The organism is Empedobacter sedimenti, from assembly GCF_030005555.1.
Lineage (GTDB): Bacteria > Bacteroidota > Bacteroidia > Flavobacteriales > Weeksellaceae > Empedobacter > Empedobacter sedimenti.
Window position 1 is genome coordinate 105,599 of the sequence record NZ_JASCQG010000011.1, and the last position, 16,146, is coordinate 121,744.

Genomic DNA, 16,146 nt, shown 5'->3' on the forward strand with positions numbered 1-16,146 from the left:
AATGTTATACTATTTATTTGATTACCTAGAAAGTATCCATTTCCCTGGAGCACGCATGTTTCAGTACACGTCTTTCCGTGCGGGAATGGCAATTTTATTAGCAATGTTTATCAGTTTGTTTTACGGAAAACGAATCATCAGTTATTTACGTAAAGAACAAATGGGTGAAATTGTTCGAGATTTAGGATTAAAAGGACAAATCGAAAAAGCGGGAACGCCAACAATGGGTGGTTTAATCATCATTATGGCAACATTAATTCCAACTTTACTTTTTGCTCGATTAGATAATATTTACATCATCATTTTATTGGTTTCAATGATTTGGTTAGGTGTAATTGGTTTTTTAGATGATTACATCAAAGTTTTCAGAAAAAACAAAGAAGGTTTACAAGGTAAATTCAAAGTTTTAGGACAAGTAGGACTTGGAATTGTGGTTGGATTAATGCTTTATTTCAGTCCAACAGTTACTGTAAAGCATCAAGAAAATAGAGTGAAAGTTCCGACAGGAACAGAAATGACAGAATATAGTAGACAAATAAAATTTGGTCCAGAAGAAAAATCGTTAGAGACAACAATGCCTTTCGTGAAAGGAAATGAGTTTAACTATTCTGATATTTTATTTTGGATGGATGTGCAAGATCGACCAACATGGGCAGTTGCAGCAATTTTTATTTTCGCTGTAATTTTTATCATTACAGCAGTTTCGAATGGCGCAAATTTAACAGATGGTATCGATGGTTTAGCAGCAGGTAGTTCTGCAGTGATTATGGCAGCGATAGCGATGTTTGTTTTCGTTTCAGGAAACTTAATGTTCGCAGATTATTTGAACATCATGTTTATTCCGCGATCAGAAGAAGTTTTGATTTTCTGTGGCGCATTTTTGGGAGGTTTGATAGGGTTTATTTGGTACAATACCTATCCAGCCCAAGTATTCATGGGAGATACAGGAAGTTTAACAATAGGAGGAGTTATTGCTGTTTTAGCAATTATCGTCCGTAAAGAATTATTACTACCAATTTTGTGCGGTATATTTTTCGCAGAAAGTTTATCAGTAATGTTGCAAGTGTCTTATTTTAAGTACACGAAAAAGAAATTTGGTGAAGGTCGTAGAATCTTTTTGATGTCTCCTTTACATCACCATTTTCAGAAGTTAGGTTATCACGAAAGTAAAATCGTGGTACGTGCAATTATCATCGGAATCATTTTAGCGGTAATTAGTATTATTACCTTAAAGATTAGATAAAAATGAAAAGATTAGTCGTTTTAGGAGGAGGAGAAAGTGGCGTAGGAACAGCTATTCTTGCGAAGAAAGAAAACTTTAATGTTTTTCTTTCGGACATGGGACAAATAAAAGACAAGTATAAACAACTTTTGGAGGAGCACGGAATTGCTTATGAAGAAGGTCAGCATACAGAAGATTTGATTCTGAATGCCGATGAAGTAATGAAAAGTCCAGGTATTCCAAAAAAAGCAGCGCTAATTCAGAAATTAGAAGCGAAAGGTGTTTCAATCATTTCTGAAATTGAATTTGCGTCTCGTTACACAGATGCAAAAATTATTGCGATTACAGGATCTAATGGAAAAACAACTACAACAAGTTTGATGTTCCATATCCTAAAGCAAGCTGGATTAAATGTAGGATTAGGTGGTAACATCGGAAAAAGTTTTGCAAAATCTGTCGCAGAGGACAACTTCGATTATTATGTATTAGAAGTAAGTAGTTTTCAGTTAGATGATATCAAAACAGATTTCAAACCGTATGTTGCAATTTTGCTAAACATTACACCAGATCATTTAGACCAATACGAATATCAGTTTGATTTGTATGCGAAGTCTAAATTCAGAATTACTGAAAACCAAGATGAAAACGATTATTTTATCTACAATCTTGATGATCCAAAAACAATGGAGATGATTGATCAGATTGATATTCGCGCTCATCGCAAACCGTTCACAATGATGGATGCAACAAATGAAGCATACGCAAACAATGAATTGTTCCGTGTGAACGATTCGAATGGTGATTTTACAATGTTAGTGAATGATTTAGGATTAATTGGTAAACACAATGTTTCTAATTCATTGGCTGCGGCTGTAGCTGCAAAAATTATTAATATTAACAACGAGGAACTAAAAAAGAGTTTGTCAGATTTCAAATCTGTTGAACATCGTTTAGAGCCTGTTTTAACAATTGGAGGAATTGATTTTATCAACGATTCTAAAGCAACAAATGTGAATGCAACGTATTTTGCTTTAGAAAGTATGACAAAACCAGTGGTTTGGATTGTTGGAGGAACTGATAAAGGAAACGATTATAACGAAGTTTTGCCTTTCGTAAAAAAGAAAGTGAAAGCAATAGTTTGTTTGGGTGTTGATAACGCAAAAATTGTTGATTTTTTCAGTCCATACATCGATACAATTGTTGAAACTAATAATATGAAAGATTGTGTAGAGCAATCTTATAAATTAGCAACAAAAGGAGAAACAGTTCTTCTATCACCTGCTTGCGCAAGTTTCGATTTGTTCAAAGGTTACGAAGATCGTGGAGATCAATTTAAAGAAAACGTACGCAAATTATAATAACACAACCAACCAATGTCTAACATCGTACAAAAATATTTTAAAGGCGATAAACCGCTTTGGGCTTTCATTTTATTGTTAGCACTATTTTCGTTTTTACCTGTTTATTCAGCAAGTTCAAACTTGGTGTATACGGTAGGATCGGGTACTATTTTTGGGCATTTAGGTAAACATGCAGTTATTTTACTAATTGGTTTATTAATTATTTACGGACTACAGCGTATAGATTATAGATGGTTTGGATTGTTTGCTTTGACGGCTGTTGTTATACTTTCAGGAGTTTTAGCAATTACCCTCGTACAAGGACAAACAATTGGTGGTGCAAATGCTGCACGTTGGTTAACGATCCCGGGAACTGGTATTGGTATTCAACCATCGATGATTGCATCTCAAGCATTATTAGTTTATATAGCTCGTTATTTAACAAAGAATAGAGACAAAGAATATACTTGGAAAAATACAGCACTTCCGTTGTTTTTGCCAATAATTGTAATTGTAGGGTTAATCTTTCCTTCTAATGGTTCAACAGCGTTGATGTTAGCAGGAATGTGTGGAATACTGTTAATTATTGGAGGTTTTCCATTCAAGTATTTATTTACAATTGCTGCTGTAGGATTAGTTCTTGGCGGTGGATTTGTATGGATGGCTTTATCTCGACCAGATTTAGTAACAAACTCTCGTGTGCATACATGGATGTCACGTATTGAGAAATTTAATGATGATTCTGGATTAGAAAGTTATCAAGTATTACACGCAAAAGCTGCAATTGCAAGAGGATTGAATGAAATGGCAGGACCAGGAAAAAGTGTTTTTAAACAAACTTTACCTCAGTCATCATCCGATTTTATTTTCGCAATTATTGTAGAAGAGTATGGTGCAATTGGCGCTATTTTATTGCTAGCGACCTTCTTATTAATATTAATTAGAATTTGTATCATCGCATCTAAAATTCATACTGTTTTTGGTACGTTACTTGTGTTTGCAGTTGGCTTACCGATTATTATACAAGCCATGGTAAATATGGCGGTAGCGGTTAATTTAATTCCAGTAACGGGACAACCATTACCAATGATTAGTTACGGAGGAACATCCATTTGGATGACATGTATTTCGTTCGGAATTATTTTGAGTGTGAGTACTCAAATTAAATCGAAAGAAGAATTAGAACAAGATAGAAAAGTATTAAGTGAAGAATACATCGAAGACATCGCCTAAAGTTTTAATAAGCGGCGGAGGAACAGGTGGACATATTTATCCAGCCATTGCAATAGCAGACGAAATTAAAAGACGTTTGCCAGATGCGCAAATTTTGTTCGTAGGAGCAGAAGGAAGAATGGAAATGGAAAAAGTGCCAAAAGTTGGGTATGACATAAAAGGTTTACCAATTTCTGGATTTGATAGAAGTAACATGAAAGCGAATTTAAAGTTCCCTTTCAAATTGATAAAAAGTTTAAGTCTTGCAAAAAAAATCTACAAAGATTTTCAGCCAGATTTAGCTGTTGGTACAGGAGGTTATGCAAGTGGACCAATGTTGTGGGTAGCAGGAAGTAGAAATGTTCCGATTTTATTACAAGAACAAAATTCGTTTCCAGGAGTTACCAATAAAATTTTGAAAAATAAAGCCAGTGCAATTTGTACAGCTTACGAAGGAATTTCACAGTTCCCACAAGAAAAAGTGCATTACACAGGGAATCCTATTCGTGCTGAGATTTTTCAAAATTTACCATCAAAAGCAGAAGCAATTTCAGCTTTTGGATTAGATCCAGAAAAACCAACAATTTTATCAGTTGGTGGCTCACAAGGATCAAGAGCAATGAATAACGCTTGGTTAGAAAACCTTGACGAATTTGTTGCAAGTGGTGTTCAGTTGATTTGGCAAACAGGAAAGTTAGATTATCAAAAAATCAAAAATTTGGTTGGCGATAAATATCCAACAATTCATGTTACCGAATTTATTTATAACATGAAAGACGCATATGCAGCTTCGGATATGATTGTTTCTCGCGCAGGAGCAATGGCGATTTCGGAATTGTGTATTGTTGGAAAAGCAACAATTTTGCTTCCATTGCCAACAGCGGCAGAAGATCATCAAACTAAAAATGCACAAGCATTGGTTGAGAAAGATGCAGCGATTATGGTTAAAGATGCAGATGCAAAACAAATTTTAGTCAAAGAAGTAATTGCTTTGGCGAACAATGAAGAATTAAAAAATAAATTATCTCAAAACATTAAGCAATTAGGGAAACCGAACGCAACAAAAGAGATTGTAGATATATTATTGAATTTATTATAATGAATATTTTAGATAAAACATATTATTATTTCATCGGTGCAGGAGGAATCGGAATGAGTGCTTTGGAACGTTTCTTCAAGTCAATCGGAAAAGAAGTTGCTGGTTATGACAAAACACAAACCGAGCTAACAACTGAATTGATTGCTGAAGGAATTGATATTCATTTCGAAGATAACATCGAGTTAATTCCAGCAGGGATTAATCCAGAAAATACGTTGGTAATTTATACGCCAGCGGTACCAAAAGATCATTCAGAACTAAATTATTTTTTAGTGAATGATTTTAAAGTCATGAAGCGTTCAGAAGTGTTAGGTGAAATTACCAAACATACATATAATATTGGTGTTGCGGGAACGCACGGAAAAACAACGACTTCGTCTATTTTAGGACATATCCTAAAAGTTGCGAATGTAGAATGTACAGCTTTTTTAGGTGGTATTGCGGAGAATTACGATTCTAATATCATCTTAAATGGTTCTAAATATACAGTTGCAGAAGCCGATGAGTTTGATCGTTCTTTCTTACGCCTTTCTCCAAAATTAGCAATTATTACGAGTGATGATGCAGATCATTTGGATATTTATGGAGAACGTGATGAAGTGAAAAAATCGTTTCAAGAGTTTGCAGCAATTGTAGAAGAAAAATTATTTGTTCACAAAGGTTTGCCTTTTGATAATGCATTTACATATGGAGTAGATTTAGACGCAGATTACGATGCTCATAATGTAAGAATTATTGACGGACATTACGTGTTTGATGTAAAAACGCCAAATGGATCGTTGAAAGATGTCGGAATTTTATTACCTGGACATCATAATATGGAAAATGCCGTTGCAGCTTTGGCTGTAGCAGATTATATGGGTGTTCCGCATAATAAGATTAAAGAAGCTTTATCTAGTTTTATTGGTGTAAAAAGACGTTTTAATCGTTTTGAAGCAAATGGAAAAATTTACATTGACGATTATGCACATCACCCAACAGAATTGAATGCAGCAATTCGTTCAGTTCGTGAACTTTACCCGGGTAAAAAAGTGTTAGGAGTATTTCAACCTCACTTATTTACACGTACAAGAGATTTCGCAGAAGAATTTGGACAAAGTTTATCGCAGTTAGATAGTTTGATTTTATTAGACATTTATCCTGCCAGAGAGTTACCAATCGAAGGAATTACCTCAAATTGGTTGCTAGAAAAGGTAAATTTAAATGAAAAAATGGTATCTTCATTAGAAGATAGTTTGGCAAACATCAAAAAACAAGATTTTGATGTGTTATTGACTGTTGGTGCAGGCAATATTGATACAATTGTTAAACCATTAAAAGAATGGTTAAGTGAAGCGTAAATTGAAAATCATAAAAGTGATTTTTGGAGTTGCGTTGCTAATCGGACTGATTAGTTTTACGACAATTCATAATGCTTCGCGTACAGTGAAAAAATTGGATGTGGCTTTTGTTCAGCCTGTTGACAATTATTTTATCAACGAAGAATCAATTAGAGATTTGATTAATCGTGATGATAAAGATATTTTGAAACAAAAGTTGAGAGAAGTTGATGTCAAAAAAGTAGAAGAAAAAGTAAGAAAAAGTCCATTTGTTGATTCGGTACAAGTAAGTAAAGATATCAACGGACACTTACGACTTGACATAAAAGCGAATAAGGCAGTTGCCCGAATTAGTGCACCGAAAAATGAATTTTATTTGACAGAAAAAGGAGAAAAAATGCCTCTTTCAAAATTAAGTTCGGCAAATGTAATATTAGTTTCGGGTGATGTAAAGCCTAATGAATATGAGGATTTGAGTAAATTTGTTCAGGCTTTAGAAGCGGATGATTTATTGAAAAATCATATTATTGCAGTTCAGAAAGTGGGACAACGTTCATATAATTTAATTGTAAACACAGGAAATTATTATATCGAATTAGGAACACTCAATAATTTTGAACAAAAAATACATAATCTGAAGTTATTTTATAATCAGTACATTGATTTTATTGGAACAGAGGATTATGAAAAATTAAGCTTAAAATTTGTGAATCAAGTTGTAGCAACCAAACGTATAAAAAATGGAAAACAATAGTAACATTGCAGTTGGTCTAGACATAGGGACTACTAAGATTGTAGCGCTTGTCGGCCGAAAGAATGAAAATGGTAAAATCGAAATCCTTGGACATGGACAAGCGAAAAGCTTGGGTGTGCACAGAGGAGTTGTAAATAATATTACACAAACAATTAATTCGATAAAAGAAGCAATCGATAAAGCAGAACGCGCGTCAGGAGTTAAAATTACTGATGTAACTGTAGGTATTGCAGGTCAACACATTCGCAGTTTACAACATAGTGATTACATTACACGTACAAATTCGGAAGATGTAATTGATGATAATGATCTAAAATTGTTAACAAACCAGGTATATAAGTTGGTTATGTTACCAGGAGAAGAGATTATCCATGTTCTTCCACAAGATTTTAAAGTAGATAACGAAGGAGAAATTCGCGAGCCAATTGGTATGTACGGAAGCCGTTTAGAGGCTAACTTCCATGTTGTTGTTGGACAAGTTTCTTCTATCCGAAATATTGCACGTTGTGTTAAAGCTGCAGGTTTACGTTTGGCCAGCATTACTTTAGAACCAATTGCATCATCAAGTGCAGCGCTTAGCGAAGAAGAAAAAGAAGCTGGAGTTGCATTAATTGATATAGGTGGTGGTACAACAGATATTGCAATTTTTAAAGATAATATTATACGTCATACATCTGTAATTCCTTTCGGAGGAAATGTCATTACGGATGATATCAAAGTTGGATGTTCAATTATTGGTAAACAAGCAGAAGCATTAAAAGAAAAATTTGGTTCAGCTTGGCCAGGAGAAAATAAAGAATCAGAAATTGTTTCTATTCCAGGATTAAAAGGTCGCGAAGCAAAAGAGATTTCTCTAAAAAGATTATCTCAAATTATTCACGCACGTGTACAGGAAATCCTTGAACAAGTTTATTTAGAATTAAAAAATTACGGTTGCGAAGATCAGAATAAGAAATTGATAGCCGGAATTGTATTAACTGGTGGTGGATCTAAACTGAAACATATTCGTCAATTAACAGAATATGTAACAGGAATGGATGTACGCATCGGATATTCTAACGAACACATTGTAGGTGCAAAAGCAGAAGAAATTTCTGGTCCAGAATATGCAACATCAGTTGGATTATTAATGAAAGGTCTTGAGGAATTGGAAGCGAATTATCATCGCGAAATTTTCGAGAAACCAGTTATTACAAATTTAAATAATCAATCTGATATTGAAATAGGAATTCGTCCAATTCAAACAAAAGTTGTAACAGAAGAAGTAATTGAAGAAGAAAAACCAATAGAAAGACCTAAAAGAGAAGAAATTGTTGATGAATTTTTAGGTGAAGAAATTGGAGATAAAAAAGAAGGTAAAACTAAACCAGAGAAGAAAAACTTCTTTTCAAAATGGACAGATAAGTTCATTCAAATGATCAACGAAACAGAATAATAAGAATAGAAAATAGAATAAATTACGAACCAATTTAATAAGAAGAATATGAGTGATATGTTAACAGGAGATATTGTGTTCAACTTACCGAAAAGTAGATCTCAAGCGATCAAAGTGATCGGTGTAGGTGGTGGAGGTAGCAATGCTGTAAACTACATGTTTGAACAAGGAATCGCGGGTGTAGAATTCGTGATTTGTAATACAGATTCACAAGCTTTAGCTAATAGCCCAGTACCAACTAGAATTCAGTTAGGACAAGCTATTACTGAAGGATTAGGAGCAGGAGCAAACCCAGAAGTTGGTGAGCAAGCTGCTATTGAGAGTATGGAAGAAGTACGCTCTGTCTTAGACGAAGGTACCAAAATGGTTTTTATTACTGCCGGAATGGGTGGTGGTACAGGAACAGGTGCTGCGCCAGTAATTGCTGGTATAGCAAAAGATATGGATATTTTAACAGTAGGTATTGTTACAGCGCCATTCTTTTTCGAAGGAAGAATGAGGTTAGAACAAGCTGAAAAAGGTATCGAAAAATTAAGACAAAATGTAGATTCATTAATTGTTATCAATAATGATAAATTACGTGAATTATACGGAAATTTAGGTTTCAAAAACGGTTTTTCTAAGGCTGATGAGGTTTTAACTACAGCTGCCAAAGGTATTGCAGAAGTTATTACACAACACTATGCTATGAATATCGATTTACGTGATGCACGTACAGTACTTAAAAATTCTGGTACAGCAATCATGGGATCGGCAAGAGGTTCTGGAGAGAATAAAGCAAAAGATGCCATTTCTTCTGCATTAGATTCTCCATTATTAAACAATAACAAAATTACAGGAGCGCGTAATGTCTTATTATTGATTTTATCAGGTAATAACGAAATTACAATGGATGAGATTGGAGTAATCAATGACTACATTCAACAAGAAGCTGGTAATAGTGCAAATATTATCATGGGTATTGGTGAAGAGTTAGATCTTGGAGACGAAATTTCTGTAACTGTTGTTGCAACAGGATTTCCTACAGAAGATCAAGCTTACACAGGAAGAGAAGAACAAAAAATTGTTCATACATTAGAGGAAGAACAACCAATTAACAAGACGTTATCAGTAGATCAACCATTTGTTAATCGTGTTAAGCCAATGACGTTAGATTTTGGACGTTCTAATTCAACTCCGGATTCAGTACAACAGCAAAATCAAACACCAGAAGCTCCTCAAAATAATTATCGTCAAGCTGATATTAATCAAAGTTTTAATCATACGCCAGAGCAAACTTTTGAAGAAAATAATGCGCCAAAACGTTATGTTTTAGATGATATTGATGATGAGCCAATACAAGAAAAACGTTCGTATGATGATTTTGAACCTCGACTAAAATCTGATTTTAATCGTCCGCAAGAGCCAACAAATAATGCTCCAACGAATAATCAATCATATAATTCGTATTCAAATCCTGTAGCTTCTGAGCAATCTAATTATCCTCAGAATAATTATTCAGGTTATCAAGCTCCAAAAGCAGAAACGTTTAATATTGAGCCTACTCAATCATCTCAATATACAAATGCAATTGAGCCTCAAGCTCAATCAGTAGAAGTAGCGGTAGATCCATTTAGTCAACCAATTCAACAATCTATAGATGCAGATTTAAATAATGTTATTGAGGAAAGAAGAAATCGTCTAAAACAATTTAATTTTAAATTCAATAACACGATGACTAATTCTCAAGTTGACGAATATGAAGCAATTCCTGCTTACAAACGTCAAGGACTTAATTTAGCTGATCGTAACGATAATCAAAACTCAGATTTTTCTGTAGGTACAAATCGTAACAACGATACGCAAATTCGTCCAAACAATTTTTTACATGATAATGTAGATTAATTGTAATCACTCGTAATTATATTCTTATTATAGAAAAGGTTCATTGCTTTTGCGATGAGCCTTTTTTTGTCTTAAATTTGTAGAACCAAAAGTTCAAATTATGAATTTAGAAACTCAAATAATGGGGCAATTGAAAGAGGCTATGAAAGCCAAAAATACAATTGCTTTAGAAGCTTTAAGAGCTGTAAAATCAGAATTATTATTAGCAAAAACATCAGGAAGTGCTAATGGAGAATTATCAGAAGATCAAGAAATTGCATTATTACAAAAGTTAGTAAAGCAACGTAAAGAGGCTGCTGAACAATTTGAAGCAAATGCACGTCCAGAATTAGCAGAAAAAGAATTAGCGCAAGCAGAAGTTATTCAACAATTTTTACCTGCACAATTAACCGATGAAGAGTTAACAGAGGCAATTAAAGAAATTGTTGCAGAAGTAGGTGCTACTTCTCCTAAGGATATGGGAAAAGTAATGGGAGCTGCTTCTTCCAAATTAGCTGGTAAAGCTGAAGGAAAGTTAATTTCGGCTAAAGTGAAAGATATTTTAGCAAGCTTATAATTGATTTTTAGTTATTTAAAAATTAAGAAAAGGTAAAACTTATATAGTTTTACCTTTTTTATTTCTTATTTGAATAATAATCTAAATATTTTTAAAACAGTTAAAATAATGATTTTAAATTATATATCCGATTTAAATGAATATTTCACAAAAAAATTAATAAATTGACTTTATTTTAACAATTAATTAACAAATCGCTATAAGCTACTGAAATTGGTGTGTTGAAACGATAAATAGATTGAAAATCATTTAGGTAGAATTATTCTAAATAACCCGAGGTAGATAGCCTTAAATTTGCCACATAATCAGAAATATCTAAAGGATGACGAAAAGCATTACGGCGTTTATTGCAATGTTAATGATTTTTCCAATAGCAAATGCTGATGGTAAAATTTTTAAGGATTCTGGAAAAGATGGTTCAACTATCATGCCAGTATCGGAGAAAAGATTTAGTAATGAAGTTGATGGTGATACAATTAAAAAAGATACACTATCAATTGAAAATGAAAAAATGGTTGATGAAATTATGGAGCGCACAGCTTCTAAGATCTCAACAGGAGTTGTCTCTTGGTATGGAGACAAATTCCACGGACGCAAGACAGCAAGTGGTGAAAGGTATGACAAACACGAACTAACTGCTGCCCATAAGTCTTTACCATTTGGTACGAAAGTAAAAGTTACGAATATCAGAAATGGTAAATCTGTGGTTGTAGAAATCAACGACAGAGGTCCATACGCTAAATCTAGAGTTTTAGACTTAAGTCAAGCTGCATTCAGCGAAATTGGTCACACAAATACAGGTGTGATGCAAGTTGAATACGAAATTATCAAAAGCGAAGACAAGAAAGACTAAAATGTTCGGAAAAAGTCAAAAAGGTTTAAGATTAAGTTCTTAAACCTTTTTTTGTTTTAAGTAATTTGTCTCAAACAAATAAAATAATCACTATTATTTATTGTATAAAAATTCACTAAACTTTACTTTTTTCTTTAAACAGGGCTACTATGTTATGCAAGTATCGTAGAACTACTACATATTCGATTGTAAATGGTTAAAAATGAATAATTAAAATTCTCTCTTATAATTTAGCAGTAGAAAAGAATTAAAAATAATCAATCTTAAAATTTACAACTATGGCAAGTAATTCAAGAGGACTTTTAAAGTTCAACGGAGGTGAAGATCAAAAAATCATCAAATTAAATTATCAAGTTTCTAGAACAACAGACGTTTCAGGACGTGTTGCATCAGATCCATCTAACGCTTTAATCAAAGTTACAATCGAAGCAACTGAAAGTTCTACGATTTTAGAAAGTTTATTAAACGGAAAATACAAACCAACTGTTGGTGATATTACATTCAACAAAGCGCACGAAGAAGGTGTTTTAATCAACTTGAAGTGGGAAAACGGTTACGTTATTCAACACGAATTAGAGTTTGACGCATTAAACGACAACAACATGTTAATTTCATTTGTAGTGAGTGCAGAAAAAATTGATTACGGAACAGCTGCTTACGACGGTGTTTGGCCAACTGCTAGATAATCAAAGTATACATTTAACGAACCTTTAACCTATCATAAAACTCTTGATGCAGATGCTTTTTTAGCGAGCATCAGGAGTTTTTTTATGAATTTTAGTTGCCAAATAGATTAGATTACAACAATTTAATGTAAATTTATAAACACTACAAACTACTAACCTATGACTACAAATTATAAGCCCGACAATAGCGCATTGTCGATACAAGCGAGCGAAGTTTTTGGTATCAATCGTTTAGCTAAATTAACTTTAGTGATTGATGGTCAAATAATTTCGCATTATAAACACTTCAAATTAAATCAACATACGTCTAAACATCACGATTTCGAACTTATTTTGGATCATGATACACTCGGAAATGCTGAAAATCACACACTAGAATCTTCGAATAAATTTTTAGGAAAACGTTTGACTGTTGTTTTGCGTTATAAGGATATTGAAGATAGTCCGGAAAGAACGTTTGTTGGCGTGATTACCAAAGTCGGATTTTTGCAAGAAAGTGGAAATCTTGGCAATATTGTACTTTCAGGTTTTAGTCCAACTATTTTGCTGGATGGCGCTCCACATACGCAAAGTTTTGGTGGCGAAAAATCGGTGAACATGAGTATTATCGCAAATCAGCTGATAAAAGAAGGTTTGGGCGAAACCAAATTTGATGTCAGAGTTGATGCCAATGACGCTTCGGATATTTTGTACAGCACGCAATATAACGAGACGCATTACAATTATTTGGCGAGAATGGCGACGGCTTATGGCGAACAATTTTATTACGATGGAGAGGTGTTGCATTTTGGGAAATTACCAGCTCAAAACAAGCCAATTAAATTGGTTTATGGACGAAATGTGAACGATGTCAATATAGAATTAAAGGCAGTTCATACAAAACCAGAGTTTTATGGTTACAATAGTAGCGATAATGCTAAGTTGACTTCTGGCGAAACACCGCTTAAACACCGAGGAGATTTAGCGAAAACGTCTTACCAAAATAACCAAACGATTTATAAAACAAAAGCTTTACAAGTTGCACCAATCAAAGCCAATACAGACTTGGATGTGGTGAATTCGCAACAGAGTGAAGCAGGTTTTAATGGAGTTGAAGTTTTTACAGTAAATGGCTCAACAACTATTCCATTTTTATACCCTGGATGTGTGGTCGATCTCGAAATGAGAAAACCAGATAGCAATCAAACATCATACTTTACACGCTTGATGATTACGGATGTAGAGCACGATGTAGATACATTGGGGCATTATTCGGGACGATTTACAGCGATAGCTTCGGACACCGGGTTTTTACCAAAACCTAAATTCAAAACCCCTATTGCACAACCACAAATCGCCACGGTAATTTCGAACAGAGACCCAAAAGGACAAGGACGAGTTACGGTGAAATTTGATTGGCAATTACATGATACAACAAACTTTATAAGAATGATGTCGCCAGACGCTGGAGGAACAGATCAAGTGACTCAAAACAGAGGTTATGTTGCCATTCCAGAAGTTGGCGATCAAGTGATGGTTGGTTTTGTACACAATCATCCTGACAGACCTTTTGTGATGGGCGGAATGTTCCACGGTCAAGTCGGATTAGGTGGTGGTGCGAATAACCATATGCGTTCTATCCAAACGAAAAGCGGTATCAAAGTTTTGATGAATGACAACGAAAAAAGTGTGACTATTTTAGATCCAAGTGGAAATACTTGGTTTATGGATGGAGCTGGAAATATCACTGTGACTGCGCCTAATGATATTAATTTTAACGCAGGTGCTAATCTTAATATATCCGTCGGACAAAATATGACAACAAATGTAGGAATGAATCAGTCTACAACTATTGGAATGAACAAGACGGAATCTGTAACCTTAAATTATACTGAAAATGTAGGAGCATTAAAAAATGTAGGTGTAGTTGGAAATTTCTTCACAAACGTTACAGGTTCATTAACACATTATGTGAAAGGTGATATGGAAACTTATGGGGAAAAACAACATAAGTTAACAACTTTACAAGGAGTTGAAGTAAGTAGCCAAGGAATTGTTGCACAACATTCTGAAAAAGAAGTACAGAATAATAGTGGAGAGAAATCTAAAAATTATTAGTGTATGAGTATACAATATTTTGTAGAAGGTAAAGTGAAATATGATATTAAAGGAGATTATAAAACATTTTCTAAAGATAATATTGTTAATAATTCAACCCAAGAAGTTCAACAAAAGGGAGTGAATACTGGTGTTATTTATTCTAATCCAGATACAATTGATGAAAATGATACTCCCAATGATACAATAGATGTCAGTCTTAATGTATTTTTTGATGGTACTTCAAATAACAAAACCAATACTGAATCTCGTTTGACAAATAATACAGAGTATAACAAAAAATCAAATAAAGATGATGATAGTTATATGAACGATTTTACAAATATTGCGAGAGGTTACGATGCCATAGATCCCAATGCTGATAAACAAGCGGTTGTATATATAGAAGGTATAGGAACAGTAGATGGTAAAAGTGATACAATGCCTTTTATTTCTGCGGTTCCGAATAATATTGGTGGTGGACTAGGTGAAGGAGATAGAGGTGTACAAGCTAAAGTAACCAAGGGATGTATTGAAAGTGCTAGGACATTGAAGAGAAAATTTGAGAAAAGAAAAATTAATGTCCTAAAAATTAATGTATATGGCTTTAGTAGAGGGGCTACAGCTGCTCGGCATTTTGTTCACGTTGTATTATCCGCTACCCCATATATTTACAAAAACAATGGTAGTATAACAGTATATCCTCCTGCTTATTATGATATATCTACTAAAGAAAAAGCACCTAAATTAATAATTCAATTAAATAATCTTTCAGAAGAACAACAAGCTATTTTAGACGCTTATGGTTATTTCGGTGCATGTTTAATAAAAGAAGATGTCTCAATAAAAAAAATAGTTTTCAATTTTGTTGGTTTGTATGATACTGTTGCATCTTTTGGTCTAAATCACAGAGGTACCTCAATTTTGGGAGTTGATATTGTAGATGATGATGCAAAACAGTTAAACTTAGATGCCATAAAACAAGCTTATTTTACATTGCAGATTGCTTCTGATGATGAGTTTCGAGAAAATTTTAGTTTAACAAATATCAATAGTACAGGCCTTAATGGATTAGAATTTACCTTACCAGGTGTACATTCGGATATTGGAGGTTCTTACATTGATGGAGAAAGAGAAGATCGACAGATTTATAAAGGATACAAAAGCGAATGTGAGAAATTTAAAAAAATACTAGAAGATGAAGGGTGGTATACTAAAGGTGAATTAGAAGTAAATTTATTAGAAAAAATGATCTTAAAAAAAATGGATACCTATGAACTAAGAGGTACACGAAAATTATCTAACCAATACGATAAAATACCTCTTCAGCAAATGTTTCATTATTCCAAGCAATTTGAAGTAATATATGACGATGTTATTCTAACTAATAAAGAAAAAATAAATAATGAAGAAATAAAAACAGTTTACACCCATTTGGCATTTTATATGAACAAATGCAATCAAATAAGAGAAAAATATGTAAAAGAGTATAATTCTGGTAATACGGTTAATACAGCACAATATATAAAAGACATAAAACAAATTTCGTATCTAAGTGACCTCCCGATAGATGTCTTAAAGAACCTAAGAAACAAATATTTGCATTGGTCTGTTTCTGATAAAATAGGAATGGGACCTAATACGGATGAGGTAACCTCTTTTGATAAACGAAAACGTTACATATTACAAGGATAATTATGATAAAAAAAA

Annotated in this window: 13 protein-coding genes; all 13 read left to right on the top strand. The window is 33.6% G+C overall.

Annotated features, from left to right (window positions below; genetic code table 11):
- Position 1 precedes the first annotated feature (1 nt).
- The 13 genes from mraY (at position 2) to QHG34_RS11510 (ending at position 16,131) form a co-directional block, all read left to right on the top strand.
- Complete coding sequence (gene mraY, locus QHG34_RS11450; protein ID WP_282630340.1) at positions 2-1,243, top strand: phospho-N-acetylmuramoyl-pentapeptide-transferase; 1,242 nt, start codon at positions 2-4, stop codon at positions 1,241-1,243.
- A gap of 2 nt (positions 1,244-1,245) precedes the next feature.
- Positions 1,246-2,580: a UDP-N-acetylmuramoyl-L-alanine--D-glutamate ligase gene (gene murD / locus QHG34_RS11455; protein ID WP_282630341.1), complete on the top strand. Its 1,335-nt coding sequence runs from the start codon at positions 1,246-1,248 to the stop codon at positions 2,578-2,580.
- Positions 2,581-2,595: 15 nt separating this feature from the next.
- Positions 2,596-3,795 carry an FtsW/RodA/SpoVE family cell cycle protein gene (locus QHG34_RS11460; RefSeq protein WP_282630342.1) on the top strand — a complete coding sequence of 400 codons (1,200 nt, stop codon included), beginning with the start codon at positions 2,596-2,598 and terminating at the stop codon, positions 3,793-3,795.
- The gene (gene murG, locus QHG34_RS11465) at positions 3,767-4,873 is read left to right on the top strand and encodes an undecaprenyldiphospho-muramoylpentapeptide beta-N-acetylglucosaminyltransferase (RefSeq protein ID WP_282630343.1); all 1,107 of its coding nucleotides are present in this window, start codon (positions 3,767-3,769) and stop codon (positions 4,871-4,873) included. Before QHG34_RS11460 ends, murG begins: the two co-directional genes overlap by 29 nt.
- Positions 4,873-6,213: a UDP-N-acetylmuramate--L-alanine ligase gene (gene murC / locus QHG34_RS11470; RefSeq protein ID WP_282630344.1), complete on the top strand. Its 1,341-nt coding sequence runs from the start codon at positions 4,873-4,875 to the stop codon at positions 6,211-6,213. Before murG ends, murC begins: the two co-directional genes overlap by 1 nt.
- Position 6,214: 1 nt before the next feature.
- A complete protein-coding gene (locus QHG34_RS11475; protein ID WP_282630346.1) occupies positions 6,215-6,946 on the top strand; it encodes a cell division protein FtsQ/DivIB in 732 nt (243 codons plus the stop codon).
- Positions 6,933-8,381, top strand: a complete 1,449-nt coding sequence (gene ftsA / locus QHG34_RS11480) for a cell division protein FtsA (RefSeq protein WP_282630347.1) — start codon at positions 6,933-6,935, stop codon at positions 8,379-8,381. Before QHG34_RS11475 ends, ftsA begins: the two co-directional genes overlap by 14 nt.
- A 57-nt stretch (positions 8,382-8,438) precedes the next feature.
- A complete protein-coding gene (gene ftsZ / locus QHG34_RS11485) occupies positions 8,439-10,265 on the top strand; it encodes a cell division protein FtsZ (RefSeq protein ID WP_282630391.1) in 1,827 nt (608 codons plus the stop codon).
- A 100-nt stretch (positions 10,266-10,365) separates the two neighbouring features.
- The gene (locus tag QHG34_RS11490; protein WP_282630348.1) at positions 10,366-10,821 is read left to right on the top strand and encodes a GatB/YqeY domain-containing protein; all 456 of its coding nucleotides are present in this window, start codon (positions 10,366-10,368) and stop codon (positions 10,819-10,821) included.
- Between the two features lie 322 nt (positions 10,822-11,143).
- Positions 11,144-11,674: a septal ring lytic transglycosylase RlpA family protein gene (locus tag QHG34_RS11495; RefSeq protein ID WP_282630349.1), complete on the top strand. Its 531-nt coding sequence runs from the start codon at positions 11,144-11,146 to the stop codon at positions 11,672-11,674.
- Between the two features lie 278 nt (positions 11,675-11,952).
- Entirely contained in the window at positions 11,953-12,360 is a 408-nt protein-coding gene (gene tssD, locus QHG34_RS11500; RefSeq protein WP_282630350.1) for a type VI secretion system tube protein TssD, read from the top strand.
- Positions 12,361-12,519: 159 nt separating this feature from the next.
- Positions 12,520-14,457: a type VI secretion system Vgr family protein gene (locus QHG34_RS11505; protein ID WP_282630351.1), complete on the top strand. Its 1,938-nt coding sequence runs from the start codon at positions 12,520-12,522 to the stop codon at positions 14,455-14,457.
- Between the two features lie 3 nt (positions 14,458-14,460).
- On the top strand, positions 14,461-16,131 hold the full coding sequence (locus QHG34_RS11510; RefSeq protein ID WP_282630352.1) for a phospholipase effector Tle1 domain-containing protein: 1,671 nt from the start codon (positions 14,461-14,463) through the stop codon (positions 16,129-16,131).
- Positions 16,132-16,146 lie beyond the last annotated feature (15 nt).